The organism is Comamonas sp. 17RB, from assembly GCF_030056555.1.
Classification (GTDB): domain Bacteria; phylum Pseudomonadota; class Gammaproteobacteria; order Burkholderiales; family Burkholderiaceae_C; genus Comamonas; species Comamonas terrigena.
Genome location: NZ_JASHHY010000002.1, coordinates 360,928 through 385,798, shown reverse-complemented (window position 1 = coordinate 385,798; position 24,871 = coordinate 360,928). Strand labels below are relative to the sequence as shown.

Here is a 24,871-nt window from a genome sequence, read left to right as displayed (position 1 = left end):
GCACACATGAAAGGTGATGTTTTGAACGATTTCGCACACACGGCAGCCCGCTGGGCGGTCCGCATCTTCCTCCTTGCGGCAGGTGCGGTGTTCTTTCTGTGTCTGCTTGCGGTCGCCAGCCTGCTGGCCCTGGTCTGGGGCGCCCGTGCGCTGTGGGCGCGGCTCACCGGCCGCCCGGTGATGCCCTGGGTCATGCCCACGATGCGCCCCGGCGCCTCCTGGGGCATGTACCGCAGCAGCGGCTGGGCCAGCACCATGGCCGGTGCGGCCGGCGGTGCGGCCCATGACGCCGCGGACAGCACCCACGCTGCCGACAGCAAGCGCAGCGGCGTGCTGGCCAGTGCGGCACGCGACATCACCGACGTGCAGCCGCGCGAAGTGCGCTGATATCCTGTAGCTTCCCCCGGTGCCATGGCGCCGGTGGGCTTTGGCGACAGAGAGGGCCAGCATGGCTGGCCGCGACAGGGACTCCCACCGGCACGCGGTGGTTTCACAGGATGCACGCCCGCGCATGAACCCAGTTTCTCCCCTGCAGCAGGCTTTCGACCTGCAATACCTGGCCAGCCGCCAGCACCTGGAAGTGCCGGCCATGTTGCGCAAAGAGCGCTTGCTGCGCGTGCAGCGCATGCTGGACGAGCACGGCCCCGTGCTCACCGCTGCCGTACAGGCCGACTTCGGTATCCGTTCGCCGCAGCTGACCGAGTTTGCCGACCTGCTGGTGCTGCGCTCCCAGCTCAAGCAGGCACTGCGCAGGCTGGAGCGCTGGATGCGCCCCCGCCACGTCTGGACACCGCTGCATCTGCTGCCGGCGCGCGCGCGCATCGAGCGCCAGCCGCTGGGGGTGGTGGGCATCATTGCCCCCTGGAACTACCCGCTGCAGCTGTCGCTCGGCCCGGCCATCACCGCGCTGGCGGCGGGCAACCGCGTGATGCTCAAACCCAGCGAACTGGCGCCGCACACGGCGGCCCAGCTGGCGGCGGCGGTCGAGCAGTACTTTGCTCCGGACGAGTTCTGCGTGGTCCAGGGCGACAGCTATCTGTCCAGCCAGTTTGCCGGCCTGCATTTCGACCATCTGATGTTCACCGGTTCCACGGCCGTGGGCCGGCGCGTGGCCCAGGCGGCGGCCGTGCACCTGACGCCGACGACCCTGGAGCTGGGGGGCAAATCGCCCTGCATCCTGGCGTCCGACTGCGACATGGCGCAGGCGGCGCTGCGCGTGGCCCATGGCAAGCTGCTCAATGCCGGCCAGACCTGTATTGCGCCCGACTACGTGCTGCTGCCCCGGGGCCAGGAGGCCGCTTTCGAGCAGGCCTACCGCCAGGCGGTGGCGCAGCTGTTCCCGCGCATCGTTGGCAATCCGGATTACGCCTCCATCATCCACCAGCGCCACCTAGTGCGGCTGCGCAATCTGCTGCAGCAGGCCCAGAGCCTGGGAGCCCAGGTGCAGGTGATCGACCCTGCCCAGGGCCAGCAGGCGGCGGCCCCCGGCTGGGGGGATGCCGCGCAGCGCCAGATGCTGCCCACCCTGGTGTGGAATGTGCAGCCCACGATGACGCTGATGCAGGAGGAGATCTTCGGTCCCATCCTGCCGGTGGTGCCCTATGACCGGCTGGACGATGCCATTGCCGCCATCAATGCCGGGCCGCGCCCGCTGGCGCTGTACTGGTTTGGCAAGGACGAGAAGGCGCGCGACACCGTGCTGCGCCGCACCGTGAGCGGCGGTGTCACGGTGAATGACACCCTGCTGCATGTGGCCCATGACAATCTGCCTTTTGGCGGCGTGGGAGACAGCGGCTGGGGCGCCTACCATGGCGAGCAGGGGTTCCTGCGCTTTTCGCACCAGAAGGCGGTGTGTCTGCAGGGGCGCTGGTCGGCCGTACAGTGGCTGTATCCGCCCTATGGCGCCCGCTTCGACAAGATCATGGCCCTGCTGCGCCGCTGGGTCTGAAGCACGCAGCGCCCGCCGCAGTGTGGCGGGCGTTCCGCCGCGCCGATTCGCGGCGCCAGCGCACGGCCCAGGGTGGGGGCGGCGGCTGTCTTCCGGGGCGCGCACCGTGATTCCGCGGCTGCAAGGCCCATGGCAGGCCAGCGGGCTGTGGGGCTGAAGCAGGCGCTATCACATCCGCTATACCACGGCAAGAAGGGCCCTACAGCCGTACTGGTGCAAATGGCTACAGCATTAGGGCGTGCGTCTGCCGAGCGTTTCACAGACAATTGCGACCTTTCGTTTTTCAACTGCTGTTTTCGTTTCGTTTTCCATGTCCAGTTACCAGGTCCGTCCCGCTACGCTTCGCGATGCGAAGGCCATCGCACAGATTCACACTTCGTCCGCCCAGGAGGTTTACCGAGGTATCGTGCCAGACGACCAATTGAAGGCCATGTCGTCGGTAGAGAAGCGCCAGGCCTATTGGCGCGAGGCCATTGAATATTGTGAGCCCCAGGTGCAGGTTGCCATTGATGGCGACAAGATCGTGGGCTTTGTCGGTTTTGACCGTTCCCGTGACGAGAAGTCGCGCCAGACCACCGGTGAGATCTGGGCCATCTACGCGGCCCCGACCCATTGGGACCAAGGCGTGGGCGTGGCCCTGTGGGATGCCGCCCGTGACGGTCTGGTCGAAGAAGGCTGCACCAACGTCACCTGCTGGGTGCCGCTGCGCAATGAACGCGCTCTGCGCTTTCACGAGTCCGCCGGCTTCAAGCGCGAGATGACCACGGCCAAGACCGCGGTCGTCGGTGGTGTCAAGATCGAGGAAGTGCGCCTCAAGCGCGCCTTGAGCTAAATCTTCGTTTGCGGGCTGTTCAGCCCAGAAAGTGCACCCCATGCTGCAATGGCAACACCAGGGCAAGGATTTCCAGGCAGCATGGCACAGCGAAAGCGGTGCCCCGGCACCGCGCCGGCTGCAGGTGGTGGACGACAGTCTGCCCGCGGACACCGCCTATCGCCTGGCCTGTGAAGGCACTTCCCTGCTGTGGCAGGGCGACTTCCAGAATGCCCGTCACCTGCTGGACGCGCTCAAGCGCCGTCTGGACAAGCCGGTGCGTGCCGAGTCTGCCAAGGCCCGGCACCAGCGGCGCCAGGCCGGAGCCCAGGCCGATGCGCCCACCTTTCCCCATGCCTTTCACCTGTACCGCCAGTCCCAGGCCCAGCGCGCACGCGTGCTGAACAGCCTGCTGGTGGTGGTGCAGCCCGACTACGTCATCTCGCTGCGCCGTGCGCCCGATTGGCGGCTGGCCTTCAACGAAGCCTGGGGGGCGGCTGCCGTCCTCAAGGGCCCGCGTGTGGTGGCCTTGCGGGAATTGCTGGGGGTGGTCGCCGCGCACGAGTGGCGCAAGAAAGGCGTGCCCATGCCTTTGCTGGGGGACGATGTCCGTGTGCATGCGCACTACGGTGTGTTCTCTCCGGTGCGGGGCGAGTACCTGGATCTGGTGGCCGAAGCCCCGCTGCCGGAAGCCGGCGAAGCCCTGGCTTTCGACATTGGCGTGGGAACCGGTGTGCTGTCGGCGCTGCTGTTGCAGCGTGGCGTGCAGCGCGTGGTGGCCACCGACCTGTCGCCTCGTGCCATCTCCTGCGCCAAGGACAACTTCCGCCGCATGGGGCTGAGCGACCAGGTGGATCTGCAGACCTGCGACCTGTTCCCCGAAGGGAAGGCCGGCCTGATCGTCTGCAACCCGCCCTGGCTGCCGGGCAAGGCCACGACCACGCTGGAGCAGTCGGTCTACGACCCCGACAGCCGCATGCTGCGCGGTTTTCTGCAAGGGCTGCGCGCCCATCTGGCGCCGCAGGGTGAAGGCTGGCTGATCCTCTCCGATCTGGCCGAGCATCTGGGCCTGCGCAGCCGTGCACAGCTCGAAACCTGGATTGCCGAGGCCGGTCTTGCCGTCGCCGGCAAGCTGGACACCCGCCCCCACCATGGCAAGGTCCAGGATGCCCACGATGCGCTGCACAGCGCCCGGGCGCAGGAAGTCACCTCGCTGTGGCGCCTGGTGGCCCAGTAAGGGCGTAGCGCCGCCCGTGCGGATGCACGGCGGCGTACCCGTCGGTCCCCGTCCCTTTGCAGCCGGGCGGCTGCAGGAGCCGTGCTCCAGCGCGTCCAGAGCCGATGCCGGTGCCCAGTAGGGCCCTGGTCACTACGCAAGCTGCAGTGACGGCGGCAGACCCGGGCCGGCAGCGGCTTCGTCCGCACTTTCCATCCCCTCCATGCCTTCAGCCATCGGCGGCGGTGCCAGCAGCACCGCCAGCTGGGTGCGCAGGCAGTGGATGCGGCGTGCGCCCCCCTGGCGCACCAGGGTCTGCATCCAGCGCGCGCAGGCCAGGCGCAGGCTGGGCAGGTCGGGGGCCTGCAGCAGCAGCTGGCGTAGCTGCGGCGCCAGATCGCATTCCTGCTCGTGCAGCAGGCGCTCGCACAGCTCCAGCAACTGGGCGCGCAAACGGGCCAGACGCACCGGGGCACTCAGCGCCGGGCCTTCGGGTGCGGGTGGGGTCTCGGTCAGATAACCGGCGGCCAGCAGTTCCTGCACCAGGGCCGCGCCCTGGCCGTGGAACAGGGCTTCCAGCACCGGGCGGGGTGTGCCTTCGGCCATCAGCAGTACCGATCGCTGGCGCAGCGTGAACGCAGCCCGGCCGGCCAGTGCCTGGGCGGCCAGCGGGGTGCGCAGCACCAGACAAGGAGGGCTGTGGGACATGGCCCGATTGCAGCACCGCCGCATGACAAAGCCATGACCCCTGCAGCCAGCAGGGAGGTTGGGGACAATAGTGGTCTCCGGGCGGCGTTGCTTCACCAGAGAGCACCGCCGCCTGCGCTCCGGTGCGGGGCGCCATCTGCCGATTTGACTTGAATATGTGACCAGGCCCAGACCCGCCTGGATGACCCCATGAAACTGTTGCTGGCCCCGATGGAAGGGCTGCTGGACTTTGTGCTGCGCGATGTGCTGACCCAGGTGGGCGGCGTGGACCGCTGTGTGTCGGAATTCATCCGCGTCAGTGGCTCGCTGCTGCCCGACCGGGTGTTTCTGGGCTATATGCCCGAGCTGCTCAACGGCAGCCGCACGCTGGCGGGCGTGCCGGTGCGGGCGCAGCTGCTGGGTTCGGACCCGGTCAGCATGGCCGAGAACGCGGCCAATCTGTGCCGCCTGAACCCCGAGGGCATCGACCTGAATTTCGGCTGCCCGGCCAAGACCGTGAACCGCCATGGGGGCGGGGCTTCGATGCTGCAGGACCCGGAAGCGATTGCCCGGCTGGTGACCGCGGTGCGCCATGCCGTGCCGGCGGCGCTGCCGGTGTCGGCCAAGATGCGCCTGGGCTTCCATGACCGGGGGCTGATGCGCGAATGTGCCCAGGCCATGGCGGAGAGCGGGGCCTGCGAGATCGTGGTCCATGCCCGCACCAAGCTGGATGGCTACCGCCCGCCGGCCTACTGGGAGCTGATTCCGCAGATCCAGCAGGCAGTGCAGGTGCCGGTGATTGCCAACGGCGAGATCTGGACCGTGCAGGATGCGCTGCGCTGCCGCGAACAATCGGGCTGCAGCGATCTGATGCTGGGGCGCGGCAGCGTGGCCGACCCCGGGCTGGCCTGGGCGCTGCGCGCGGCCGTGGCCGGCGGCGTGCCCCAGGCCGATGTCGTACCTTCCGCACAGCCGCCCTTCGTGTCCTGGGCGCAGATGCTGCCGCGCCTGCAGCGTTTCTGGGACCTGGTGTGCCGTGACCTGAACCCCGGCCAGCGTGCCGGGCGCCTGAAACAGTGGCTGAACCTGATGCGCCGCCGCTACCCCGAGGCCGAAGAGGCCTTTCAGACCGTGCGCGTGATGACCAACCAGCAGGTGGTGGGCGACTGGATCCGTGCCCAGCATGCGCGCCACGGGGTGGACTGGGCCCTCAGCGACCCGGCCAGCCTGCCGCACGTCATCGACCGGTAAGAGAGGAGCGGGGCGCACGCAGCGGTGCCTGTTCCGATCTGCTCCACCTGTTCCACTGCCGCCCGTGGCGGCGGGGCTTACAGCAGGTGGTCGGGGGCCAGCGGGCCAATCAGGCGGATCAGCATGCGCAGCGGCAGACTGGCATCGGGTTCGCTGGTCTGGTCGCCCCAGTCGCTGCCGCTGGGTGCACGCCACAGCAGGCGTTTGCCGCCCTCCAGGGTGACATGCCAAGCCGATTCGTCCAGGCTTTCCTCGATGTTGTGCGCGGCCTCGGCCGACAGCTTGCGGGAGGCCACCAGCAGCGCGATTTCGGTGTTCTGCAGCTGGGAGCGCATATCCAGGTTCATCGATCCCACCACGGTCAACTGCCCGTCCATCACCATCAGCTTGGTGTGGAGCATGGCGCGCGACTGGCCGCTGGAGCCGCTGATCTGCCCGGCCGAGCTGCGCAGCGTGCTGCGGCTGCCGGGCTGGACGCTGCGCAGCTCATACAGCTGCACACCCATGTCCAGCAGCTCCTGGCGGTGGCGCGCATAGCCGGCATGGGCCAGCGGGGCATCGTTGGAGGCCAGCGAATTGGTCAGGATGCGCACCTGCACGCCGCGCTGCACGGCACGGCGGAAAGCGGCCTTCATGTCCGCGCCGGGCACGAAATAGGGCGAGACGATCAGCAACTGGCTGCGCGCCCTGTCCACCAGGGCCAGCAGACCATCGACCACGCTGTCCTGGGCATCGACCGGGGCCAGCACCCGGCCCAGGGCCTTCTGGTTGGCGGTGGGCGCACGGGGGAGGGCGGGGCGTGTGCCGCTGGCGGCCGAAGGCAGGCCGGCCAGCAGGGAGCTGTCGTCCTCGTCCTCCGGCGGTGCGGGGCTGTCTTCGTCCGGGGACGGCGCACTGTCGTCGGGCAGGGCCACCTTGGTGGGACGGTCGGCCAGCACCACGCCGGGGGCCCAGATCCAGGCCATGGTGGCCAGGTCCATGGGCGGTAGCAGCAGGAGCTGCTGCTGGGTGAAGGCCTGGGCTTCATCGGCCGGACTGGGCGGGCTGGCGCGGTGCTGCAGCCGGGCGTGCTGCGCGGGGCTGAGCATGGCATCCAGTTCGGTCAGGCTCAGCAGCGATTCCACCGGGTAGGCACGGGGGTCGTTCCAGTAGGTGTCAAAGCTGCGCGAGAGCAGGCGCACCACGGCGCCGCCGGCCATGATGTCCAGGTCGATGAAGTTGTCGCTGTCCAGGCCGTCGAAATAGGCGTCGCCCAGGTTGCGTCCGCCGGCAATGCCCACCATGTTGTCCGCCAGGAACAGCTTGTTGTGCATGCGCTGCTGGGCGCGGCTGAAATCGGTCAGCGTGCTCAGGGCGCGCAGTGGCGGCGAGCTGCGCGCGCCCATCACCGGGTTGAACATGCGCATTTCCACGCCGGGGACAAAGGCCATGCGCATGACCTGGGCGTCCTTGCCGGCGCTGTGGAAGTCGTCCAGCAGCATGCGCACCCGCACACCGCGGGCGGCGGCACGGGCCACTTCCTCCAGCAGCCGGGCGGTGCTGGCATCGGCATGGATGGCGTAGTACTGGATATCCAGCGTCTTCTGCGCCGCCTGCACCAGGGCCAGGCGGCTGGTGTAGGCCGCTTCGGCCCCGCCCAGCAGCACAAAGGCCGAATGGTAGGGCGTGCCGGCCTGCTGGCGCTGCCGGGCCAGCAGCTGGCCCAGGGGGGTGACTTCCGGCTGTGCCAGCGCGCTGGAGGGGGTGCGCTGCACCTGCTGGGGCAGCTGGGCGCAGCCTGCGAGCCACAGACTGCCCAGGCACAGCAGCAGGGCACAGGTCCAGCGGTGCCAGGACAGGAGGGGCAGGCCAGGGGCGGGCAGAGCGGTCCGAACGGTCATGCGCCAGGGTACCAGTTCTGCATGCCGGCACGCTGTCGGACGCGGGACGACCCACGGCGGTGCACGTGCATGCCGCGCCCATGAAAAAGCCGCACCCCGGGGGATGCGGCTGCCGGAGTCGGTCGTTTATTCCTGCGGGAAGATGCGCACGGCACGCACCACGGTGGGGATGCGGCGCAGATTGCGCAGTGCGCTGTCCAGCTGGTCCAGGTTGTGGACCGAGATGATGAAGCGCAGGTCGGTGGTCTCCATGGCCGCTTCGTCGTCCATGTCCACATGGCGGATGTCCACATTCAGCGCCGACAGCTCGCCCGCCACCCGGGCCAGCACACCCTTGCTGTTCTTGATGGTGACGACGATGCCGCTCTCGAACAGGTGCTGCTGGCTTTCCTCGCCCCATTCCACGGCGATGAAGCGTTCGGCATCCCTGGCCTGCAGGCGTTTGGCATTGGCGCAGCCGGCATGGTGCACCACCAGGCCGTCGCCATGGCCCAGGTAGCCCACGATGGGGTCGCCGGGCACCGGTCGGCAGCAGGGCGCATAGCGTATGGATGAGGTGTTGGGGCTGTCCAGCACCACGGTGCCCTGGCTGAGCTTGTCCTTGGCGGTGAAGCGTGACTGGGTCAGCAGCAGCGCATCGGGGCGCTGGCCATGGTTGGAGAGCTGGGCCAGGATGTGCGAGGCCACCAGGCTGGAGATGCGCCGGCCCATGCCGATGTCGGCCATCAGCTCCGCCCGGCTGCGGCTGCCGGTCTTGCGCAGCACCTCGTCCCACAGCGCCTGGTTGGCTTCGGAGCCATCGGGGGTGGCGGCAATGCCGGCCTGGCGCAGTGACTGGTTCAGCAGCTTTTCACCCAGTTCCACCGATTCGGACTGGGCCGTGTTCTTCAGGTGGTGGCGGATCTTGGAGCGGGCGCGCCCGGTCTTGACAAAGCCCAGCCAGGCCGGGTTGGGCGTGGCGTCGTCCGAGGTGATGACTTCCACCACGTCGCCGCTCTTGAGTTCGGTGCGCAGTGCCACGTATTCGCCGTTGACCAGGGCGGCCGTCACATGGTTGCCGATGTTGCTGTGGATGGCATAGGCAAAGTCGACCACGGTGGCGCCGCGCGGCATGGCCAGGATCTTGCTCTTGGGCGTGAACACATAGATGGAGTCCGGGAACAGGTCCACCTTGACATGGTCCCAGAACTCGGTGGCATCGCTGTTCTCGTTCTGGATGTCCAGCAGCGACTGCAGCCACTTGGTGTTCAGGTGGGCATCCTCGCCGGCCTGGGCCTTGTACAGCCAGTGCGCGGCCACACCGGCCTCGGCCACGATGTGCATCTGCTCGGTGCGGATCTGGAATTCCACGCTCACGCCCGAGGGGCCAACCAGCGTGGTGTGCAGCGACTGGTAGCCATTGTTCTTGGCAATCGCGATATGGTCCTTGAACTTGCTGGGCACCGGCTTGTAGAGCTGGTGCAGCACGCCCAGCGCGGTGTAGCAGTCAATGACCGTGGGCACGACGATGCGAAAACCATAGATGTCCGTGACCTGCGCAAACGTCAGGTTGTGGCGGATCATCTTCTGGTAGAGCGAATACAGCGTGCTTTCACGCCCCATCAGCCGGGCGTGGATGCCCATGCGGGCAAAGGCGCTGTCGATTTCCCCCTGCACGCGCTGGACCAGATCGCGGCGGCGGGCACGGGACTTGGCAATCGCCTTGTCCAGCGTGTCGTAGCGCCAGGGGTGCAGGTGGCGGAAGGCCAGGTCCTGCAGTTCGCGGTAGGTCTGGTTCAGCCCCAGCCGGTGGGCGATGGGGGCGTAGATTTCCAGCGTTTCCGACGAGATGCGGCCCCACTTGCTGCGGGGCATGTCGCCCATGGTGCGCATATTGTGGGTGCGGTCGGCCAGCTTGATCAGGATGACGCGCACATCGCGCGCCATGGCCAGCAGCATCTTGCGGAAGGACTCGGCCTGGTTCTCTTCGCGGGTGTTGAACTGCAGCTTGTCCAGCTTGGTCAGCCCATCGACCAGTTCCGCCACCGCTTCGCCAAAGCGCTCGGTGAGGTCGTCCTTGGTGATGCCGCAGTCCTCCATGGAGTCGTGCAGCAGCGCGGCCATCAGGGCGGGCGCATCGAGCTTCCAGTTGGCGCAGATGCCGGTGACGGCAATCGGGTGGGTGATGTAGGGGTCGCCGCTGCTGCGCCACTGGCCGGTGTGGGCCATGTCGGCATAACGCCACGCTTCGGTGACCTGGGCGATGCTGGCCGGGTCCAGGTACTGCAGCTGGCTCAGCAACTGGTCGAAATGGGCAGCCGAGACCTCCGCAGCAGTGCGCTTGCCGCCGTCCGGGAGTGCGGAGCGGGCAATGGCAGGATCAGTAGCATCAGACGTAGGTAGGGCCGCGTTCATGTCTCAAATGTATCGCGGTCGGAGTATTCCGCGGATAGAAATAAAAAAGCACCGGGATACGGTGCTTCTATTGTCTAGCGGAAATGCTGCAGTGCCAAATCAACCCGGCACTTTCTTCAGCATCTCGAGGCCGACCTTGCCTTCTGCGATTTCACGCAGAGCGGTCACGCCGGGCTTGTTCTGGCACTCCACCTTGGGGGTGTGGCCTTGGCTGAGCATGCGGGCGCGGTAGGTCGCGGCCAGCACGAGCTGGAAGCGGTTGGGGATCTGCTCCAGGCAGTCTTCAACGGTGATGCGTGCCATCGGGGTTCTCCAAGGAATTCAATTCAGGAAAGATTGAGCGACTCGAAGACGTCGGACCGCAGGCGAAGCTGGGAGGCGTATTTGAGGCGCTGTGAGTGGATGATCGCTTTCAGGTCAAAAAGCGCACTCTCGAACAATTCGTTGATTATAACGAAGTCGAACTTTCCGACCTGGGCCATCTCCTCTTCGGCATTCTTCATGCGCAGCTCGATGACTTCGGGGGCGTCCTCGCCCCGGTTTTCCAGGCGCGAACGCAGCTCTTCCCAACTGGGCGGCAGGATGAAGATCAGCACGGCCTGGGGAAAGGCGGTGCGCACCTGCAGCGCGCCCTGGTAGTCGATCTCCAGCAGCACGTCCTCGCCCTTGGCCAGGCGGTCCTGGATGCCTTTCTTGGACGTGCCGTAGCGCTTGCCGTGGACATTGGCCCATTCGACAAAGGCGTCATTGCCGACCATGGAGTCGAATTCGGCATCGGAGGCGAAGTAGTACTCGCGACCGTGTTTTTCCTGGCCGCGGGGCGCGCGGGTGGTGTGCGACACCGAGGGATAGACCCGCGCATCGAAGGAGCGCAGGGCCTTGACGAGGCTGGATTTGCCGGCGCCACTGGGCGCTGCGACGACGAAGAGGTTTCCGGGAGTTTCCATAGCTCTATGGGTGCCTGGGGAGGGCTTGCAAAAAGGGCGCTTGCGCGCCCTGGTGGTGTTGTGTGGTCACTCGATGTTCTGGACCTGCTCGCGCATCTGCTCGATCAGGACCTTCATGTCCACGCTGATGCGGGTCAGCTCCAGCGCGGCGGATTTGGAGCCCAGGGTGTTGGCTTCGCGGTGCATTTCCTGGATCAGGAAGTCCAGGCGCTTGCCGATCTCGCCACCCTTCTTGATCAGGCGGTCGACTTCGTCCAGGTGGGAGCTCAGGCGGGTGATTTCCTCGGCCACATCGATGCGGATGGCAAACGCGGTGGCTTCGCTCAAGGCGCGGTCCTGGGCGGCTTCCGGCGTGACCTGGCCTTCGGTCAGGCCCATGGCTTCCTGCCAGCGCTCCAAGAAGCGCTGACGCTGCTGCTCGACCAGCTGGGGCACCAGCGGGCCGGCCTGTCCGGCCAGGGTGCGCAGCTGCTTGGTGCGGTCCAGCAGCATCTGGGCCAGGCGCTTGCCTTCGCGTTCACGGGCGGCAATCAGCTCGCCCACGGCCTGTTCGGCCAGCGCAGGGGCAATTTCGGACCAGTCCACGGCGCTGCTCTGGCCCTGGCCGCACAGGCGCAGGGCGTCGGCCACGGACAGGCCCTTGGCGTCGGGCAGCCAGGCCTGGACCTGGTCCTGCAGCGACACCATGCGCTGCAGCAGCGCGGGCGAAGGCTGGGGCAGGGAGGCGGAGGCATCCTGGTCGATGGCGGCGCGCACTTCGACCTTGCCGCGTTTCAGACGGGCGGTCAGCAGGGTGCGCAGCGCGGGTTCCTGGGCGCGCAGCTCGTCGGGCAGGCGGAAGGTGAGGTCCAGGAAACGGCTGTTGACCGAGCGGATTTCCAACCCCAGCCGTACGTTGCGCGAAGACGCCTCACCGGCCTCGGCACTGCTGCCGTGCTGGGCGCTGGCGTAACCGGTCATGCTGTAAACTGCCATTGGACTTTCGATGGTTGCTTGCGAATTCGCTGATTATCCGGCTTCCGCCCTGACCTTGAGGTTTACCAGCACAAAATGTCGACTGCACGGCCCAAACCGGCCCCTCTGCCGCCCGACACCCTCATCGGGGAATACCGCGTGCTTGGCCGCCTGGCGGCCGGGGGCTTCGGGGTCGTCTACCTGGCGGTCGACGCCTCGGGTCAGCAGGTGGCGATCAAAGAATACATCCCTGCCGCCCTCAGCACCCGCGCCCCCGGCGCCCTGGTGCCCCAGGTGGAGCCGCAAAACACCGCGCTCTACCGCCTGGGCCTGAAAAGCTTCTTCGAGGAAGGTCGGGCGCTGGCGCAGATCTCCCACCCTTCGGTGGTGAGCGTGCTCAACTTCTTCCGCGAAAACGACACGGTCTACATGGTGATGAACCACCTCAAGGGGGCCACCTTGCAGGACTTTGTCATCACCGCACGGACCCGCAGGCAGGGCAAGGTGCTGCGCGAATCGACCATCCGCTCGCTGTTCGACGAGGTGCTGCACGGCCTGCGCGCCGTGCACCAGCACCGGATGCTGCACCTCGATATCAAGCCGGCCAACCTCTTCATCACCGACGATGACCGGGCCGTGATGATCGACTTCGGTGCTGCGCGCGAGGCGATCAACAAGGAAGCTCCGTTTGTGCGCCCCATGTACACCCCGGGCTTTGCGGCGCCCGAGATGTACCTGCGGGATGCCCGCCTGGGCCCGTGGACGGATCTCTACGGGGTGGGTGCCTGTATCTACGCCTGCATGACCGGACTGCCGCCCAGCGATGTGCTGCAGCGCCAGAAGAAGGACCGCCTGCCCATGGCGCTGGGCCGGCTGCGCGGCATCTATTCCGACAACCTGCTGGACGTGGTGCGCTGGTGCATGGCCATGGACCCGCTGGCCCGGCCACAGTCGGTGTTTGCGCTGCACAAGGCGCTGAGCCATGGTGCGTGCCGCCGCTGCACGCCCTTGTCGATGGCCGAAAAAGTGCGGCTGCAGCTGGAAGCGCTGCTGACCGAGCCGCCGCGCCCGGCTGCCACCCGCTACCGCCCCACGCGGGCACTGGCACCATGAGGTTCGCGGTCTTCCAGCTCAGCCGCCAGGGAGGGCGCGCTGTCAACGAAGACCGCATGGGTTACAGCTACACCCGGGAAGCAGGCCTGTTCCTGCTGGCCGACGGCATGGGCGGGCACGCCGACGGCGAGGTGGCCGCGCAGATGGCGCTGCAGTCCATTGCCGCCCGGTTCCAGCGCGAGGCCAGGCCCGCGCTGGCCGATGTGACGGGGTTTCTGGAAGCTTCGCTGCTGTCCGCCCACCACCAGATCCTGCGGTATGCGCGAACGCGCTACCAGTCCGACACCCCCCGCACCACGCTGGTGGCGGCCGTGGTGCAGCAGGGCCAGGTCTGCTGGGTGCATTGCGGCGATTCGCGCCTGTACTGGATGCGTGCGGGCCGGCTGCTCCAGCGCACGCGCGACCATTCCTTTGCCGAAATGGCCCGCAGCGGGGCCCTGCTGCCCGGCGATGCGGTGCAGAACCGCAACGTGTTGTTCACCTGCCTGGGCGCCACCCAGCGCCCGGTGTTCGATCTGGAAGGGCCGCACCCTCTGCTGCCGGGCGACCGGCTGCTGCTGTGCTCCGACGGTTTGTGGGATGCGTTGCCCGATGCCGCGCTGCTGCACGGCCTGTGCGCTGCGCCGCTGGATGTCGCCGTCCCCGCGCTGGTGGATGCCGCACTGCAGGCCGCCGGCGCCCACAGTGACAATGTGACGGCCCTGGCCGTGGAATGGCAGCCGGACATGGATCTGCACGGTGGGGTGGCGGCCCCGGCCGGGAGTTACGGCCTGCGTGCACCCAAGCTGCCTGGCGGCTAGGGCCGCAATCCATGCAGCCCGTCGCCATGCGCGGGGCTTTGCCAGGGGCTGCAGACTCCCCGATCGGCCTGCAAGGCCTTGCGGCTTGGGCGACACTCGGCGGCATGGCCGCCCACGCCGGGTGGCTGCTCTATCAAAAACAATAGCTGTTTACGCTCTCTGTGCCTGCGTAAGAGTCCCATCTGACCATGAAAATCGTTCTCGCTTCCAACAACCGCGGCAAGCTGGCCGAGTTGCAATCCATGTTCGCCCCCCTGGGTGTGGAGCTGATCTGCCAAGGCGATCTGTTTGAAGGCGAAGCGCCCGAGCCGTTTGGCACCTTTGTCGAAAACGCGCTGTCCAAGGCCCGTTTCGCTGCCGAGAAGACCGGTTTGCCCGCCATTGCCGACGATGCCGGCCTGTGCGTGGACGCCTTCGGCGGCCTGCCGGGGGTGGACACGGCCTACTACTGCACCCAGTTCGGCATGGAAAAAAGCGATGCCAACAATGTCACGGCGCTGCTGAACAACCTGGAAGGCCAGGCCAACCGCCGCGCCGCCATGGTCAGCACCCTGGTGGGCGTGCGTTCGCCCAAGGATCCGGAGCCGCTGATCGCCGTGGGCCGCGTGCGCGTGGAGATCGCCACCGAGCGCCGCGGCAGCAACGGCTTTGGTTTTGACCCGGTGCTGGTCATTCCCGAACTGGGCAAGACCTTTGCCGAAATGGACCCCGCCTTCAAGAACGACCACAGTCACCGTGGCCGCAGCACACGCGCGATGATGGACCTGTTGCGCCACAGCTGGCTGGCCGCCTGAGGCACTGCGCCGGCGCCTGCAGGTACACGGCACACGGGCCACAGGTTGGAGCATGGTGCACCGCTGAGAGTTTTATGAATATTCCCATCCATCCCGCTGCATCGCTGGAAACGCAGGCCACGCTGGGCCAGGCTCCCAAGGATGTGCAGCACTACATGCGCGCCGGCACGCTGGGTCTGCCGGCGCTGCCGCCGCTGTCGCTGTACATCCACCTGCCCTGGTGCCTCAAGAAATGCCCGTACTGCGATTTCAACTCGCATGAGCACCGCGAAGGCGGCGGTGTACGGGACATCCCCGAACAGCGCTATATCGATGCGCTGATGGCCGACCTGGAAGCCAGCCTGCCGCTGATCTGGGGCCGCACCGTGCACAGCGTGTTCATTGGCGGCGGCACGCCCAGCCTGTTCAGCCCGGAGTCGATCGATCAGCTGATCAGCGGTCTGCGTGCGCGCCTGCGCATGGAGCCGGACTGCGAAATCACCATGGAGGCCAATCCCGGCACCTTCGAGAAAGACCGTTTCCGGGCCTTTCGCCATGCCGGCATCAGCCGCCTGTCGATCGGGGTGCAGAGCTTCGACGACCGCTTTCTGAGTGCCATCGGCCGTGTGCACAGCGGCGACCAGGCGCGCGCGGCGGTGGAGGAGGCTGCGGGTGCCTTCGAGACCTTCAACCTGGACATCATGTACGCGCTGCCCGGCCAGACCGAGCTGGATCTGGTGCGCGATCTGGAAGCGGCGCTGTCCTTCAAGCCGCCGCACATCTCCATCTACCACCTGACCATCGAGCCCAACACCTACTTCGCCAAGTACCCGCCGCAGGTGCCCGAGGACGATGCCGCCTACGACATGCTGGACCGCATCACCGCCATGACCGGTGCAGCGGGCATGCAGCGTTATGAAATCTCCGCCTATGCGCGCGACGGCCACCAGTGTTTCCACAACACCAACTACTGGCAGTTCGGCGACTACCTGGGGATTGGCGCGGGCGCGCACGGCAAGCTCAGCTTTGCCCACCGCATCGTGCGCCAGGTGAAGATCCGGGACCCGCAGCGCTATATGGACGCCGCGCTGGCCGGCCATGCACTGGCCAGCGACACCGATGTGCGGCGCAAAGACCTGCCGTTCGAATACATGCTCAACGCCCTGCGCCTGCGCAGCGGCTTTGCGGTGCAGGACTATCTGGACCGCACCGGTCTGCCCATCAGCACCATCCGCAGCGCACTGGACGAGGCCGAGCGCAAAGGACTGATCACCCAGTCCCTGGGCCGTGTGACGCCCACCGAGCGCGGGTTCGACTTCCTGAGCGACCTGCAGGAGCTGTTTTTGGCGCCAGAGTGAAGGGCAGCCCGGTAGGCTTCTGGCCGGAGGGCTGACACCACACGAGACTCGGCGGCCTATGGCGGCGGCGCTGTGGCGGCGTCCGCTGTGCAGGGCGGGGTGTGGCGTACCCGCCGTGGGAGCCGGCGGCCGCAAAAAACCGGCCAGGAGGCCGGTGTGCGCGGGAACGGGCGTGCGGCCCGGGGCCGTCAGCCCTTACTTGGCAGCCTTGCGCGCATCGTCCACGGCTTCTTTCACATCGCCCACTTTCTTCTGGGCGGCGCCTTCCACCTGCTTGGCCAGTCCCTTGGCCTGTTGTCCGGGGCTGTCGATCAGCTCGCCGGCTTTTTGCTGCGCCTTGCCTGCAGCTTCCTTCAGCGCACCTTTGACTTGGTCGGTATTCATACGGGGATTCCTCTCGTGAACATGCGGTCAGGTGGCGACGGACGGCTTCCGTGCCTGGGGCCACCTTAGGTCACAGGGAAAAACCCGAGGGCCGGTCTGCGCCGCAGCGGACCGTGGGGCTGCACCTACGGCTGTAGGCCGGTCGGCAGCGGGAACAGGCGGAAGTGCCTGTCAGACAGGCCTGTGATCGGCTGTGCGCTTCAGCCGCAGCTGGCTGTCGTGAAACGGCCGGTGGCATCCACCAGCAGGTTCAGGCGTTCGGCATTGAATTCCAGCGTGGTGGCCTGACCGGGGCGCAGCACACGGGCCATCAGCGCGCCGGAGCGGCGGCGTGCTTCTTCCACATGCTGCACGGTGTTGGTCTTGCCCACGGCCCACTGGGCGGCCGCAGCGTCACAGCGTTGCAGCGGCTGGGCCGGCGCGCCCGGATTGCCGTGACCAGGGCCACCCGAGCCCATGCCTGCGCAACCGGCCAGTGCGGCCACCAGCGGAATACCCATCCAAAGCACAGTACGCATAGATCAACCTCTCTCAAAACAATAGCATGCACCATACCAGCAGCCCCCGGTAGGCGGAAGGCTACACATGCAAGTAATTGTCACGAAAGGCGGCCGTGTGTCCACCTCCGCCGGTGCCGGCATGGCGGAATCAGTCGGGCAGGTGGCGGAAGACCTGGGCTTCCAGCTTCATGCCCTGGATCTTGCTGGCTGCGGCCTCGGCCTGGGCGCGGCTGTCGAACGGGCCCACGCGGATGCGGGTGACCTCGCCCTGGCGTGATTCCAGCAACTGGGTGAAGACCGGCTGGCCGGCTTCACGCAAACGGCGGGTCACGCGCTGGGCGTTGTCCGCCTGGGCGTAGAGGCCGCTGTTCAGGTAGTACTTGCGGGGCTGCAACACGGTCTTGCCGGCGGCAGCGTGCTTGCTGTCGGGCTTGTCGGCCTGGTCCGCTTTGTTCGCCTTGTCCAGTTTGCCGGGTGCCTTGTCGGTCTTGCTGCCGGCCTTGTCCCTGGTGCGCTCGTTCGGGGTGGCGGGGCTGGCGTGGTCGGCCTTGTCCGTGGAGGGGGCCTTGGCGGAAGCCGGTGCTGCGGGCACCGGCGCCGGCTTGGCGCTCTCGGGCAATGCGGCCGGGGCTGGCGCTGCGGAGGCGGTCACGGCCGCAACGCTGGAGGCCGCCAGGGCCGAGGTGGACACCGCAGCAGCGGGAGCGCCGGGGGCGGCGGCATCAGTCTGACCGGGCTGCTCCAGCGGGGACAGCGGAGTTGCGTTACCGGCTGCAGAGTCGGATGCAGGGGGGCTGTCCGGCGCAGCGGGCGCGGTCTCTGCCGCAGCAGGGGGCGCCGGGGGCATGTCTGCCGCCGGGGTGGGGGCCAGGGCCGCCAGGGCACGGGCGGTGTCCTGCTGGGTGGGGCCGGTGTGGACGGGGCCCGTGGTCGTGGACAGGGTGCTCAGCCCCCAGACCAGGCCGGCCACCAGGAGGGCGCTCAGTGCATGGCCGGTGGTGGCCCATTGCAGGCGGATGGGGGTGGGGGCCTGGGTTTCCAGCAGGGCCATGGCCTCGCCCAGGGTGCGCGACCGGGTCAGTGCCTGCATGGTGCGCTCGCGCACCGCGCGGTGGTAGAGGGCATTGCCTCCCAGGCCGGGCAGCAGCACGGCCAGCAGCACCAGCAGCAGGGCCAGTGCGAGGGCCGCAGGGCGGGGCAGCAACTGGTTCAGGCCCAGGGTCCACCACAGTGCCACCACCGCCACCAGCACGCCGGCGTACACGGCGGCATGGCGCCACAGACCGCGCAAGGCCATCCAGCCCAGGGTGCAGCAGCCGGCAGCCCAGTTCCAGCTGGGCAGGGGTTTGCCGAGCGCGTCAAAGCGCTCGAACTGTCGCTGATAGTAGGCCGTCTGCAGCGGGCCGATGGCCGCCTGGTAGAGGCGGGGCATCAGCGGGTTGTCGGCTGACAGGACTGGGGGTGCGTGGTGCTCCGAAGACATGCGTCGAATTGTGTCATGCAGGGGCCGCTTCCCACGCATCTCTGGCACAGCGTGGCATGGCCGCATCGCTTGCGGGGGCGCCCCTGGCAGCAAAACCGGGTGGGACAGCAGGGGCCGACATGGAAAATGCGCTGGGCAAAGCGACACGTTTGCAAACAAATGTTGCGCAGGTCCCATGGCTGTGGCGTGCCGCCCCGCAGGCGGGAGGGTGTCCGCGGACGGTCACTGTGCCGCCAAGCCAGTAGGGGCGCGGGCTGGCGCCAAATGTATCCAGATTGCTATGTATTGCAGAGCGACGGATGGGTGCTGTGCGGTCAGTCGTGGCCCCGGGGGCATTTGCGGCAGGGCAGCATGCGGCGCGCCTACACTGGCGCCTTTCGCACGCGGGCCGGGCTTTTGCGCGGTGCGCCGTGGCAGGCCAGGAGGCCTGCAGTTTTGTACCGTCAGACCGTTTTCATGCAGCAGCAAGCAACAGGGTACGCATGGCAGTTCTTCCGCGCAGGCGGGGTAGAGCAGGTGGCCATCCGTACCGGCCAAGATATCGCGAACATCGCTTCGCTGGACCAGAAACTGTGGGTGGCCCTGGCCTGTCCCACCCGGGGCATCGAATTCGACCCCGCCACGCTGGACTTGATCGACAAGGACCACGACGGCCGCATCCGCGCACCCGAACTGATCGAAGCCTGCCAGTGGGCCGTGGCCCAGGTGCGCCACCCCGATGTACTGACCAGCGGCAGCGATGTGCTGCAGCTGAGCAACCTGGACACCGAGGGCGCATCCGGCGCCGCCTTGTACGCCGAGGCCCAGCGCATCCTGCGCCTGCTGGGGCGCGAAGGCGCTTCCACCGTGACCCTGGCCGATGTGCGGGAGCGCCTGACCATGCTCAACGCCCTGGCCTTCAACGGCGACGGGCTGCTGAACCCGGTCAAGCTGCCCGAGAACGATGCCCGCAAGGCCCTGGTGCAGCGCATCATGGACTTGTATGGCAGCGCCGTCGGGGTGGATGGCGAGCCCGGCATGGGCCGGGCCCAGCTGGATGCCTTCTTTGCCGATGTGCGTGCCATCCATGCCTGGCATGCCCAGGCCGGGCAGCACCACTGCGTGCTGGCGTCGCAGGCGCAGGCGGTGGCCGCCGCACAGGCACTGACGGCCATCCAGGCCAAGGTGGAAGACTTCTTCGCCCGCTGCCAGCTGGCCGCCTTCGATGCCCGGGCGCTGGCGCCGCTCAGCCCCAGCGTGGAAGGCTATGCCCTGCTGGGGGCGCAGCAGCTGTCGCTGGCGTCCCAGGCCATTGCCGATCTGCCGTTGGCCCCCGTCAGCGCGGACTGTGTGCTGCCGCTGGCCGAAGGCGTGAACCCGGCCTGGGCCGACGCGCTGCACGCGCTGCGCACCGATGCGGTGGCGCCGGTGCTGGGCGGCGATGTGCTGGTGCTGACGGCATCCCAGTGGGCTGCGCTGAAGACCCAGCTGGCGCCGTGCCAGGCATGGCTGGCGGCGTTTCCGGCCTCCCCGCTGGGCGCCATGGACGCTGCAGAAGCCCAGGCCTTGCTGGACGGCGGGGAAGAAGCTGCGCTGCAGGCCCTGATTGCCCACGATACCGAAGAGAAAAGCCATGGCGAACAGGCCACGGCACTGGAAAAGCTGATCCGCCTGCAGCGCGACCTGCTGCGCCTGCTGAACAACTTTGTCTCGTTCGCCGACTTCTACAACCGCGGTGAAGCGGCCGCCTTCCAGGCCGGCACGCTGTTCCTGGACGGCCGCAGCTGCGACCTGACGGTGGACGTGGCCGACCCCGGCGCCCACGCCACGCTGGCCGGGCTGGCCAAGGTCTATCTGGCCTACTGCGAATGCCGTCGGGGCACGGACAAGCGCCACATCGTGGCCGCGTTCACCGCCGGGGATGTGGACTATCTGATGGTGGGCCGCAACGGCGTGTTCTACGACCGCACGGGCCAGGACTGGGATGCCACCATCACCAAGATCATCGAGAACCCCACCAGCATCGGCCAGGCCTTCTTCTCGCCGTACAAGAAGTTTCTGCGCATGGTCGAAGAGCAGGTCGCCAAGCGCGCAGCCGCCAAGCAGGAGACCGTGACCTCGGGGATGGACAGCACGGCGGGCAAGCTGGTCGACATGGCCAAGCCGGCAGCTGCTGCTGCGCCGCAGGCTGCCGCGCGCAAGACCGATGTGGGCACGGTGGCGGCCATCGGCGTGGCGCTGGGCTCCATCAGCGCCGTCATGGTGGGCATCTTCGGCAAGTTCATCGAACTGGGCCCGTGGATTCCCGTGGCGCTGCTGGGCATCATCCTGGCGATTTCCGGCCCCAGCATGCTGATTGCCTGGCTCAAGCTGCGCCAGCGCAGCCTGGGACCGATCCTGGACGCCAGCGGCTGGGCCATCAACGGACGCATGAACATCAACCTGCGCCTGGGAGGCATGCTGTCGCAGACCGCCAAGCGCCCGGCTTCTGCCACGCTGCGCATGGGCGACCCCTATGCCGACGGCCACAAGGGCCGCTGGGCCACCGGCGGCGTGCTGGCGGTGGTCCTGCTGCTGGCACTGTGCTGGCGCATGCAGTGGCTGGATGCGGTGCTGCCGACCGACTGGCAGCATGGCGCTCCGGCCGCCATCGCCCAGGGGTCTGTGGCGAATGCCGCGGATGCAACGGGCGCGGGAGACACGGTCCGCGACCAGTGACCACACCCACACGTCGACTCATCCCCGCAACGTGACCCAGCCCCTTCGTGCGCAGCGAAGGGGCTTTTTTGTGGCCGCAGGGGCCGGGCGCCCTGGGCCAGACCGCTGCTGGGTGATCCGGCCGCATGGGGTGCCCGGGGCGCGGTCTTCAGCGGGGAAAAAGAGGGACTAGCGCTGCGCGCCTGCCGGGGCCGCCGGAGCGTAGAGGTGCAGAAAGGCCTCGACCCCCCGGTCGGCACAGGCAGCCAGCTCGGCGGGGGCGGGCAGCGGCAGGTGCTGGAACAGGAAGCGCTCCAGCAGCTCGGCCTCCAGCAAGGCCAGCAGATGGCGTGTGGCCAGCTCGGCCGGGGCGCTGCGCAATGCGCCGCGGTCCATGGCCTGCTGCAGAAAGCCGCTGATCAGGGCATGGCCCCGGCGCGGGCCCTGGTCGTAGCAGCGGGCCCCCACCTGGGAGCGCTCGCCCTCGGCCACCAGCAGGCGGCGCACGGCCGTGACCTCGGGGGCATAGAGCAGGGCCAGAAAGCGCCGGCCAAAGGTGCGCAAGGCGGCCGGCAGGTCCTGGCTGTCGGCCTGCAGGGCCAGCATGGTGTTCTGAAAGTCGGCCTCCGAGGCTTGGAACATCACTTCCACAAACAGCGCTTCCTTGGACGGGAAGTAGTTGTAGATGGTGGCTTTGGAGCCGCCCAGCCGGGCGCAGATCTCGGACATGGAGGTGCGCTCGAAGCCCAGTTCGCCAAAGGTGGCAGCAGCCACATCCAGGATGGCTTGCCGCTTTTCTTCCGTTTTCGTCCGCATGTGCGCGCAATGTCCTTCGGTTGGTGTGTTGTCTTTCAGTGTAGCGCTTGGATGGAAGGCGGTTCAGAATCTATACTGTACCGTACAGTTCATTAATAAAGTATTCCATGAGAACATGCAAAGCTTGTGCGCCTGGGGCAGCCCGTCCCGTGCGCACCGCCTGGCTGGCACTGGGCCTGCCGGTGCTGCTGACCGCCTGCGCCCAGTTGCCCGACTGGCAGGGCAAGGCGGTGCTAGAGCAGCCCGTCCCGCAGACGCTGCAGGCGGCGGCCGGTGCCCCGCAGGCGGCCTGGCCACAAGACCGGTGGTGGCTGCGTTACGGCGACAGCCAGCTGGACAGCCTGATTGCCGAAGCGCTGGAGCACGCGCCCGACATGGCCGCCGCGGCCGCCCGCGTGCGCCAGGCCCAGGCCCTGCTGGGCGTGAACGAGGCGGCCACGGCGCCACAGCTCTCGGCCAACGCCAGCGCCAGCGGCGACAAGTTCAGCTACCACTACCTGACCCCTTCCTCCATGGTGCCGCGCGGTCTCAACGATGTCGGCCGGGCCACGCTGGACCTGGGCTGGTCGCTGGACCTGTGGGGCCGGCACCGTGCCGCCGTGGCCGCTGCCTCGGGCGAGCTGCAGGCGCGCCAGGCCGATGCGGCCCAGGCCCGTCTGGTGCTGGCCAGCGGCGTGGCGGCGGCCTACGCCGATCTGGTGCGCCTCACGGTGACCGAGCAGACCCTGGCGCAATCGCTGCAGGTGCGCACCACCACGGCCCGGCTGTTTGCCGAACGTTTTGCCCATGGACTGGAAAACCAGGGCGGCGTGCACAGTGCCAACGCACGGAAGGCGGCGGCCCAGGCCGAATGGCTGCAGGCCCAGGAGCAGTTGGCGCTGCAGCGCCACCGCATTGCCGCATTGATGGGGGCCGCGCCCGACCGGGGGGCCGCCATCACCATTCCGGCCTCCACCTTGCAGCAGCCCTGGCAGCAGCAATGGGCCTTGCCGGACCAACTGCCGGCCAGTCTGCTGGGTCGCCGCCCCGATGTGGTGGCCGCACGCCTGCAAGCCCAGTCCCTGGAGTCGCGCGTGGCTTCCAAACAGGCCGAGTTCTACCCAGACGTGAACCTGAGCGCCTTCATCGGGGTGCAGTCCCTGGGCCTGGACATGCTGACCAAGGGCGGCTCCAGCGTGGCCAGCGTGGGCCCGGCCATCAGCCTGCCGCTCTTCAACGGCGGCCGTCTGCGCTCCGAGCTGGGCGCTGCGCGTGCCCAGTACGACGAAGCGGTGGCGCTGTACCAGAACACGCTCAACCACGCGCTGCAGGAAGTGGCGGACAACGCCGTGAGCCAGCGGGCGCTGCAGCAACAGCTGCAGGCCATGGAGCAGGCCGTGCATGCGGCCACCGAAGCCCACCGCGTGGCCCGCAACCGCTACGAAGGAGGATTGGCCACGCACCTGGATGTGCTGTCGGCCGAAGACCAGTTGCTGGCCAGCGTGCGCCAGCTGGTGGATGTGCAGGCCCGTGCGCTGTCGCTGGACATTGCGCTGCACCGCGCGCTGGGCGGTGGCTGGCAGGAAGCCCCTTCGCCCCAGACCGCCCAGGCCTCTGCGGCCCCGGTCACCCCCTGCATTCCCCAGGCGTGATGTGCGCCTGCGGCACCCGAATTCCCTGAATTTCCCAAATTGATTCTGCGAGAGCTTTTATGACTGACAACGCTTCTTCCGTGAGCGCCAATCCCGTGGTGCGCGAGCAGCGCCGCAACAAACTGCTGGCCGGTCTGGCCGGTCTGGCCGGTGCGGTGGTGGTCGCCGGCGTGGCGGGCGGTGGCTACTGGTGGCTGCATGCCTCCCACTTCGTCTCCACCGACAATGCCTATGCGGCGGTGGAGGTGGCCCAGGTCACCCCATCCGTGGGCGGTACCGTGCTGGAGGTGCTGGTGAAGGACACCCAGGCCGTGAAGCAGGGGGAGGTGCTGGTGCGCATCGACCCTACGGATGCCCGGCTGGCGCTGGCCCAGGCCGAAGCCGAGCTGGCACGCGCCGTGCGCCGCGTCAAAGGCTATGTGGCCAATGACGGCGGCCTGAAGGCCCAGGTGGCCGCCCGCGAGGCGGACCAGAAGAGCGCCGCCGCCCAGCTGACGGCGGCCCAGGCCGATATGGCCCGCGCCACCATCGATCTGCAGCGCCGTGAAGCCCTGGCCCACAGCGGCTCGGTCTCGGGGGACGAGCTGACCAACGCCCAGAACGCCTTTGCCGCTGCCAAGGCCCGTCTGGCATCGGCCCAGGCGGCGCAAGCCCAGGCCGAAGCCAACCGCGAAGCCGCCGTCGGCGCCAAGCAGGTGAACGCCACGCTGATCGAAGGCACGACCGCCGAGACCAACCCCGAAGTGCTGCTGGCACTGGCCCGCCGCGACCAGGCACAGGTGGACCTGGACCGCACCACGGTGCGGGCGCCGGTGACCGGTGTGGTGGCCAAGCGCAGCGTGCAGCTGGGCCAGCGTGTGGCGGCGGGTGCGCCGCTGATGTCGGTGGTGCCGGTGCAGCAGATGTATGTGGATGCCAACTTCAAGGAAGGTCAGCTGGGCAAGGTGCGCGTGGGCCAGAGCGTGGAGCTGCATGCCGACCTGTACGGCAGCCAGGTGGTCTACCACGGCACCGTGGCCGGCTTGAGCGGGGGATCGGGGGCGGCGTTTGCCGCCATTCCGGCCCAGAACGCCACGGGCAACTGGATCAAGGTGGTGCAGCGCCTGCCCGTGCGCGTACAGCTGGACCCGGCCGAGCTGGCCACCCACCCGCTGCGTGTGGGCCTGTCCATGAACGTGACGGTGGACACCCGCAGCGGCGGTGAACCGGCAGCCCGCGTGGCGTCCACCACGGCTGCGCAGTGAGCTGC

Annotated in this window: 22 protein-coding genes; 12 read left to right on the top strand and 10 right to left on the bottom strand. The window is 67.9% G+C overall.

Features of this window, described 5'->3' with window-relative positions:
* Positions 1–21: 21 nt before the first annotated feature.
* From QM470_RS04950 to QM470_RS04935, 4 genes are all read left to right on the top strand, one after another.
* Positions 22–387, top strand: a complete 366-nt coding sequence (locus QM470_RS04950) for a hypothetical protein (RefSeq protein WP_283338421.1) — start codon at positions 22–24, stop codon at positions 385–387.
* A gap of 124 nt (positions 388–511) precedes the next feature.
* Positions 512–1,948 (top strand): coniferyl aldehyde dehydrogenase, encoded by a 1,437-nt coding sequence (locus tag QM470_RS04945; RefSeq protein WP_283338420.1) that lies wholly within the window; start codon positions 512–514, stop codon positions 1,946–1,948.
* Positions 1,949–2,258: 310 nt separating this feature from the next.
* Entirely contained in the window at positions 2,259–2,780 is a 522-nt protein-coding gene (locus QM470_RS04940) for a GNAT family N-acetyltransferase (protein ID WP_066536963.1), read from the top strand.
* 40 nt (positions 2,781–2,820) lie between these two features.
* Positions 2,821–3,996, top strand: coding sequence for a methyltransferase (locus QM470_RS04935; protein ID WP_066536960.1), 1,176 nt, complete (start codon positions 2,821–2,823; stop codon positions 3,994–3,996).
* Positions 3,997–4,128: 132 nt separating this feature from the next.
* Here QM470_RS04935 and QM470_RS04930 read toward each other — a convergent pair whose 3' ends face one another.
* A complete protein-coding gene (locus QM470_RS04930) occupies positions 4,129–4,683 on the bottom strand; it encodes a hypothetical protein (RefSeq protein WP_218333614.1) in 555 nt (184 codons plus the stop codon).
* A gap of 189 nt (positions 4,684–4,872) precedes the next feature.
* On the opposite strand from QM470_RS04930, the gene QM470_RS04925 reads away from it, so the two are divergent.
* Positions 4,873–5,913 (top strand): tRNA dihydrouridine synthase, encoded by a 1,041-nt coding sequence (locus QM470_RS04925; protein WP_283338419.1) that lies wholly within the window; start codon positions 4,873–4,875, stop codon positions 5,911–5,913.
* A gap of 77 nt (positions 5,914–5,990) precedes the next feature.
* Here QM470_RS04925 and QM470_RS04920 read toward each other — a convergent pair whose 3' ends face one another.
* From QM470_RS04920 to QM470_RS04900, 5 genes are all read right to left on the bottom strand, one after another.
* Positions 5,991–7,793, bottom strand: a complete 1,803-nt coding sequence (locus QM470_RS04920) for a phospholipase D family protein (protein ID WP_283338418.1) — start codon at positions 7,791–7,793, stop codon at positions 5,991–5,993.
* Positions 7,794–7,919: 126 nt separating this feature from the next.
* Positions 7,920–10,187, bottom strand: coding sequence for a RelA/SpoT family protein (locus tag QM470_RS04915; protein ID WP_283338417.1), 2,268 nt, complete (start codon positions 10,185–10,187; stop codon positions 7,920–7,922).
* Between the two features lie 99 nt (positions 10,188–10,286).
* Positions 10,287–10,490: a DNA-directed RNA polymerase subunit omega gene (rpoZ, locus tag QM470_RS04910; protein ID WP_042417268.1), complete on the bottom strand. Its 204-nt coding sequence runs from the start codon at positions 10,488–10,490 to the stop codon at positions 10,287–10,289.
* 23 nt (positions 10,491–10,513) lie between these two features.
* The gene (gene gmk / locus QM470_RS04905; protein WP_283338416.1) at positions 10,514–11,134 is read right to left on the bottom strand and encodes a guanylate kinase; all 621 of its coding nucleotides are present in this window, start codon (positions 11,132–11,134) and stop codon (positions 10,514–10,516) included.
* Between the two features lie 66 nt (positions 11,135–11,200).
* Entirely contained in the window at positions 11,201–12,094 is an 894-nt protein-coding gene (locus tag QM470_RS04900; protein WP_066536935.1) for a YicC/YloC family endoribonuclease, read from the bottom strand.
* 90 nt (positions 12,095–12,184) lie between these two features.
* Between QM470_RS04900 and QM470_RS04895 the strand changes: the two genes are divergently transcribed.
* From QM470_RS04895 to hemW, 4 genes are all read left to right on the top strand, one after another.
* The gene (locus QM470_RS04895; RefSeq protein WP_283338415.1) at positions 12,185–13,201 is read left to right on the top strand and encodes a serine/threonine protein kinase; all 1,017 of its coding nucleotides are present in this window, start codon (positions 12,185–12,187) and stop codon (positions 13,199–13,201) included.
* Complete coding sequence (locus QM470_RS04890; RefSeq protein ID WP_283338414.1) at positions 13,198–14,001, top strand: PP2C family protein-serine/threonine phosphatase; 804 nt, start codon at positions 13,198–13,200, stop codon at positions 13,999–14,001. The genes QM470_RS04895 and QM470_RS04890 overlap by 4 nt, the downstream gene beginning before the upstream one ends.
* A 188-nt stretch (positions 14,002–14,189) precedes the next feature.
* Complete coding sequence (rdgB, locus tag QM470_RS04885; protein WP_066536921.1) at positions 14,190–14,795, top strand: RdgB/HAM1 family non-canonical purine NTP pyrophosphatase; 606 nt, start codon at positions 14,190–14,192, stop codon at positions 14,793–14,795.
* Positions 14,796–14,869: 74 nt separating this feature from the next.
* On the top strand, positions 14,870–16,132 hold the full coding sequence (hemW, locus tag QM470_RS04880; protein WP_502846805.1) for a radical SAM family heme chaperone HemW: 1,263 nt from the start codon (positions 14,870–14,872) through the stop codon (positions 16,130–16,132).
* Positions 16,133–16,327: 195 nt separating this feature from the next.
* On the opposite strand, the gene QM470_RS04875 is transcribed toward hemW, so the two are convergent.
* The 3 genes from QM470_RS04875 to QM470_RS04865 form a co-directional block, all read right to left on the bottom strand.
* A complete protein-coding gene (locus QM470_RS04875; protein WP_283338413.1) occupies positions 16,328–16,516 on the bottom strand; it encodes a CsbD family protein in 189 nt (62 codons plus the stop codon).
* Positions 16,517–16,716: 200 nt separating this feature from the next.
* Complete coding sequence (locus QM470_RS04870) at positions 16,717–17,034, bottom strand: I78 family peptidase inhibitor (protein ID WP_414646927.1); 318 nt, start codon at positions 17,032–17,034, stop codon at positions 16,717–16,719.
* 130 nt (positions 17,035–17,164) lie between these two features.
* Entirely contained in the window at positions 17,165–18,499 is a 1,335-nt protein-coding gene (locus QM470_RS04865) for an SPOR domain-containing protein (RefSeq protein ID WP_283338412.1), read from the bottom strand.
* Positions 18,500–18,955: 456 nt separating this feature from the next.
* Here QM470_RS04865 and QM470_RS04860 point away from each other — a divergent pair, with 456 nt between their 5' ends.
* Entirely contained in the window at positions 18,956–21,196 is a 2,241-nt protein-coding gene (locus QM470_RS04860) for a hypothetical protein (RefSeq protein ID WP_283338411.1), read from the top strand.
* Positions 21,197–21,364: 168 nt separating this feature from the next.
* Here QM470_RS04860 and QM470_RS04855 read toward each other — a convergent pair whose 3' ends face one another.
* Positions 21,365–21,991 (bottom strand): TetR/AcrR family transcriptional regulator, encoded by a 627-nt coding sequence (locus QM470_RS04855; protein WP_280012907.1) that lies wholly within the window; start codon positions 21,989–21,991, stop codon positions 21,365–21,367.
* Positions 21,992–22,098: 107 nt separating this feature from the next.
* Here QM470_RS04855 and QM470_RS04850 point away from each other — a divergent pair, with 107 nt between their 5' ends.
* Positions 22,099–23,622, top strand: coding sequence for an efflux transporter outer membrane subunit (locus QM470_RS04850; RefSeq protein WP_502846804.1), 1,524 nt, complete (start codon positions 22,099–22,101; stop codon positions 23,620–23,622).
* A gap of 59 nt (positions 23,623–23,681) precedes the next feature.
* Entirely contained in the window at positions 23,682–24,866 is a 1,185-nt protein-coding gene (locus QM470_RS04845; RefSeq protein ID WP_283338409.1) for an HlyD family secretion protein, read from the top strand.
* Positions 24,867–24,871 lie beyond the last annotated feature (5 nt).

Bases quoted from the DNA above. Each gene is read 5' to 3' on its own strand.
- QM470_RS04945 (WP_283338420.1), top strand. From the start codon at position 512: ATGAACCCAGTTTCTCCCCTGCAGCAGGCTTTCGACCTGCAATACCTG.
- QM470_RS04940 (WP_066536963.1), top strand. From the start codon at position 2,259: ATGTCCAGTTACCAGGTCCGTCCCGCTACGCTTCGCGATGCGAAGGCC.
- QM470_RS04935 (WP_066536960.1), top strand. From the start codon at position 2,821: ATGCTGCAATGGCAACACCAGGGCAAGGATTTCCAGGCAGCATGGCAC.
- QM470_RS04930 (WP_218333614.1), bottom strand. From the start codon at position 4,683: ATGTCCCACAGCCCTCCTTGTCTGGTGCTGCGCACCCCGCTGGCCGCC.
- QM470_RS04925 (WP_283338419.1), top strand. From the start codon at position 4,873: ATGAAACTGTTGCTGGCCCCGATGGAAGGGCTGCTGGACTTTGTGCTG.
- QM470_RS04920 (WP_283338418.1), bottom strand. From the start codon at position 7,793: ATGACCGTTCGGACCGCTCTGCCCGCCCCTGGCCTGCCCCTCCTGTCC.
- QM470_RS04915 (WP_283338417.1), bottom strand. From the start codon at position 10,187: ATGAACGCGGCCCTACCTACGTCTGATGCTACTGATCCTGCCATTGCC.
- rpoZ (WP_042417268.1), bottom strand. From the start codon at position 10,490: ATGGCACGCATCACCGTTGAAGACTGCCTGGAGCAGATCCCCAACCGC.
- gmk (WP_283338416.1), bottom strand. From the start codon at position 11,134: ATGGAAACTCCCGGAAACCTCTTCGTCGTCGCAGCGCCCAGTGGCGCC.
- QM470_RS04900 (WP_066536935.1), bottom strand. From the start codon at position 12,094: ATGACCGGTTACGCCAGCGCCCAGCACGGCAGCAGTGCCGAGGCCGGT.
- QM470_RS04895 (WP_283338415.1), top strand. From the start codon at position 12,185: ATGTCGACTGCACGGCCCAAACCGGCCCCTCTGCCGCCCGACACCCTC.
- QM470_RS04890 (WP_283338414.1), top strand. From the start codon at position 13,198: ATGAGGTTCGCGGTCTTCCAGCTCAGCCGCCAGGGAGGGCGCGCTGTC.
- rdgB (WP_066536921.1), top strand. From the start codon at position 14,190: ATGAAAATCGTTCTCGCTTCCAACAACCGCGGCAAGCTGGCCGAGTTG.
- hemW (WP_502846805.1), top strand. From the start codon at position 14,870: ATGAATATTCCCATCCATCCCGCTGCATCGCTGGAAACGCAGGCCACG.
- QM470_RS04875 (WP_283338413.1), bottom strand. From the start codon at position 16,516: ATGAATACCGACCAAGTCAAAGGTGCGCTGAAGGAAGCTGCAGGCAAG.
- QM470_RS04870 (WP_414646927.1), bottom strand. From the start codon at position 17,034: ATGCGTACTGTGCTTTGGATGGGTATTCCGCTGGTGGCCGCACTGGCC.
- QM470_RS04865 (WP_283338412.1), bottom strand. From the start codon at position 18,499: ATGTCTTCGGAGCACCACGCACCCCCAGTCCTGTCAGCCGACAACCCG.
- QM470_RS04860 (WP_283338411.1), top strand. From the start codon at position 18,956: ATGCAGCAGCAAGCAACAGGGTACGCATGGCAGTTCTTCCGCGCAGGC.
- QM470_RS04855 (WP_280012907.1), bottom strand. From the start codon at position 21,991: ATGCGGACGAAAACGGAAGAAAAGCGGCAAGCCATCCTGGATGTGGCT.
- QM470_RS04850 (WP_502846804.1), top strand. From the start codon at position 22,099: ATGAGAACATGCAAAGCTTGTGCGCCTGGGGCAGCCCGTCCCGTGCGC.
- QM470_RS04845 (WP_283338409.1), top strand. From the start codon at position 23,682: ATGACTGACAACGCTTCTTCCGTGAGCGCCAATCCCGTGGTGCGCGAG.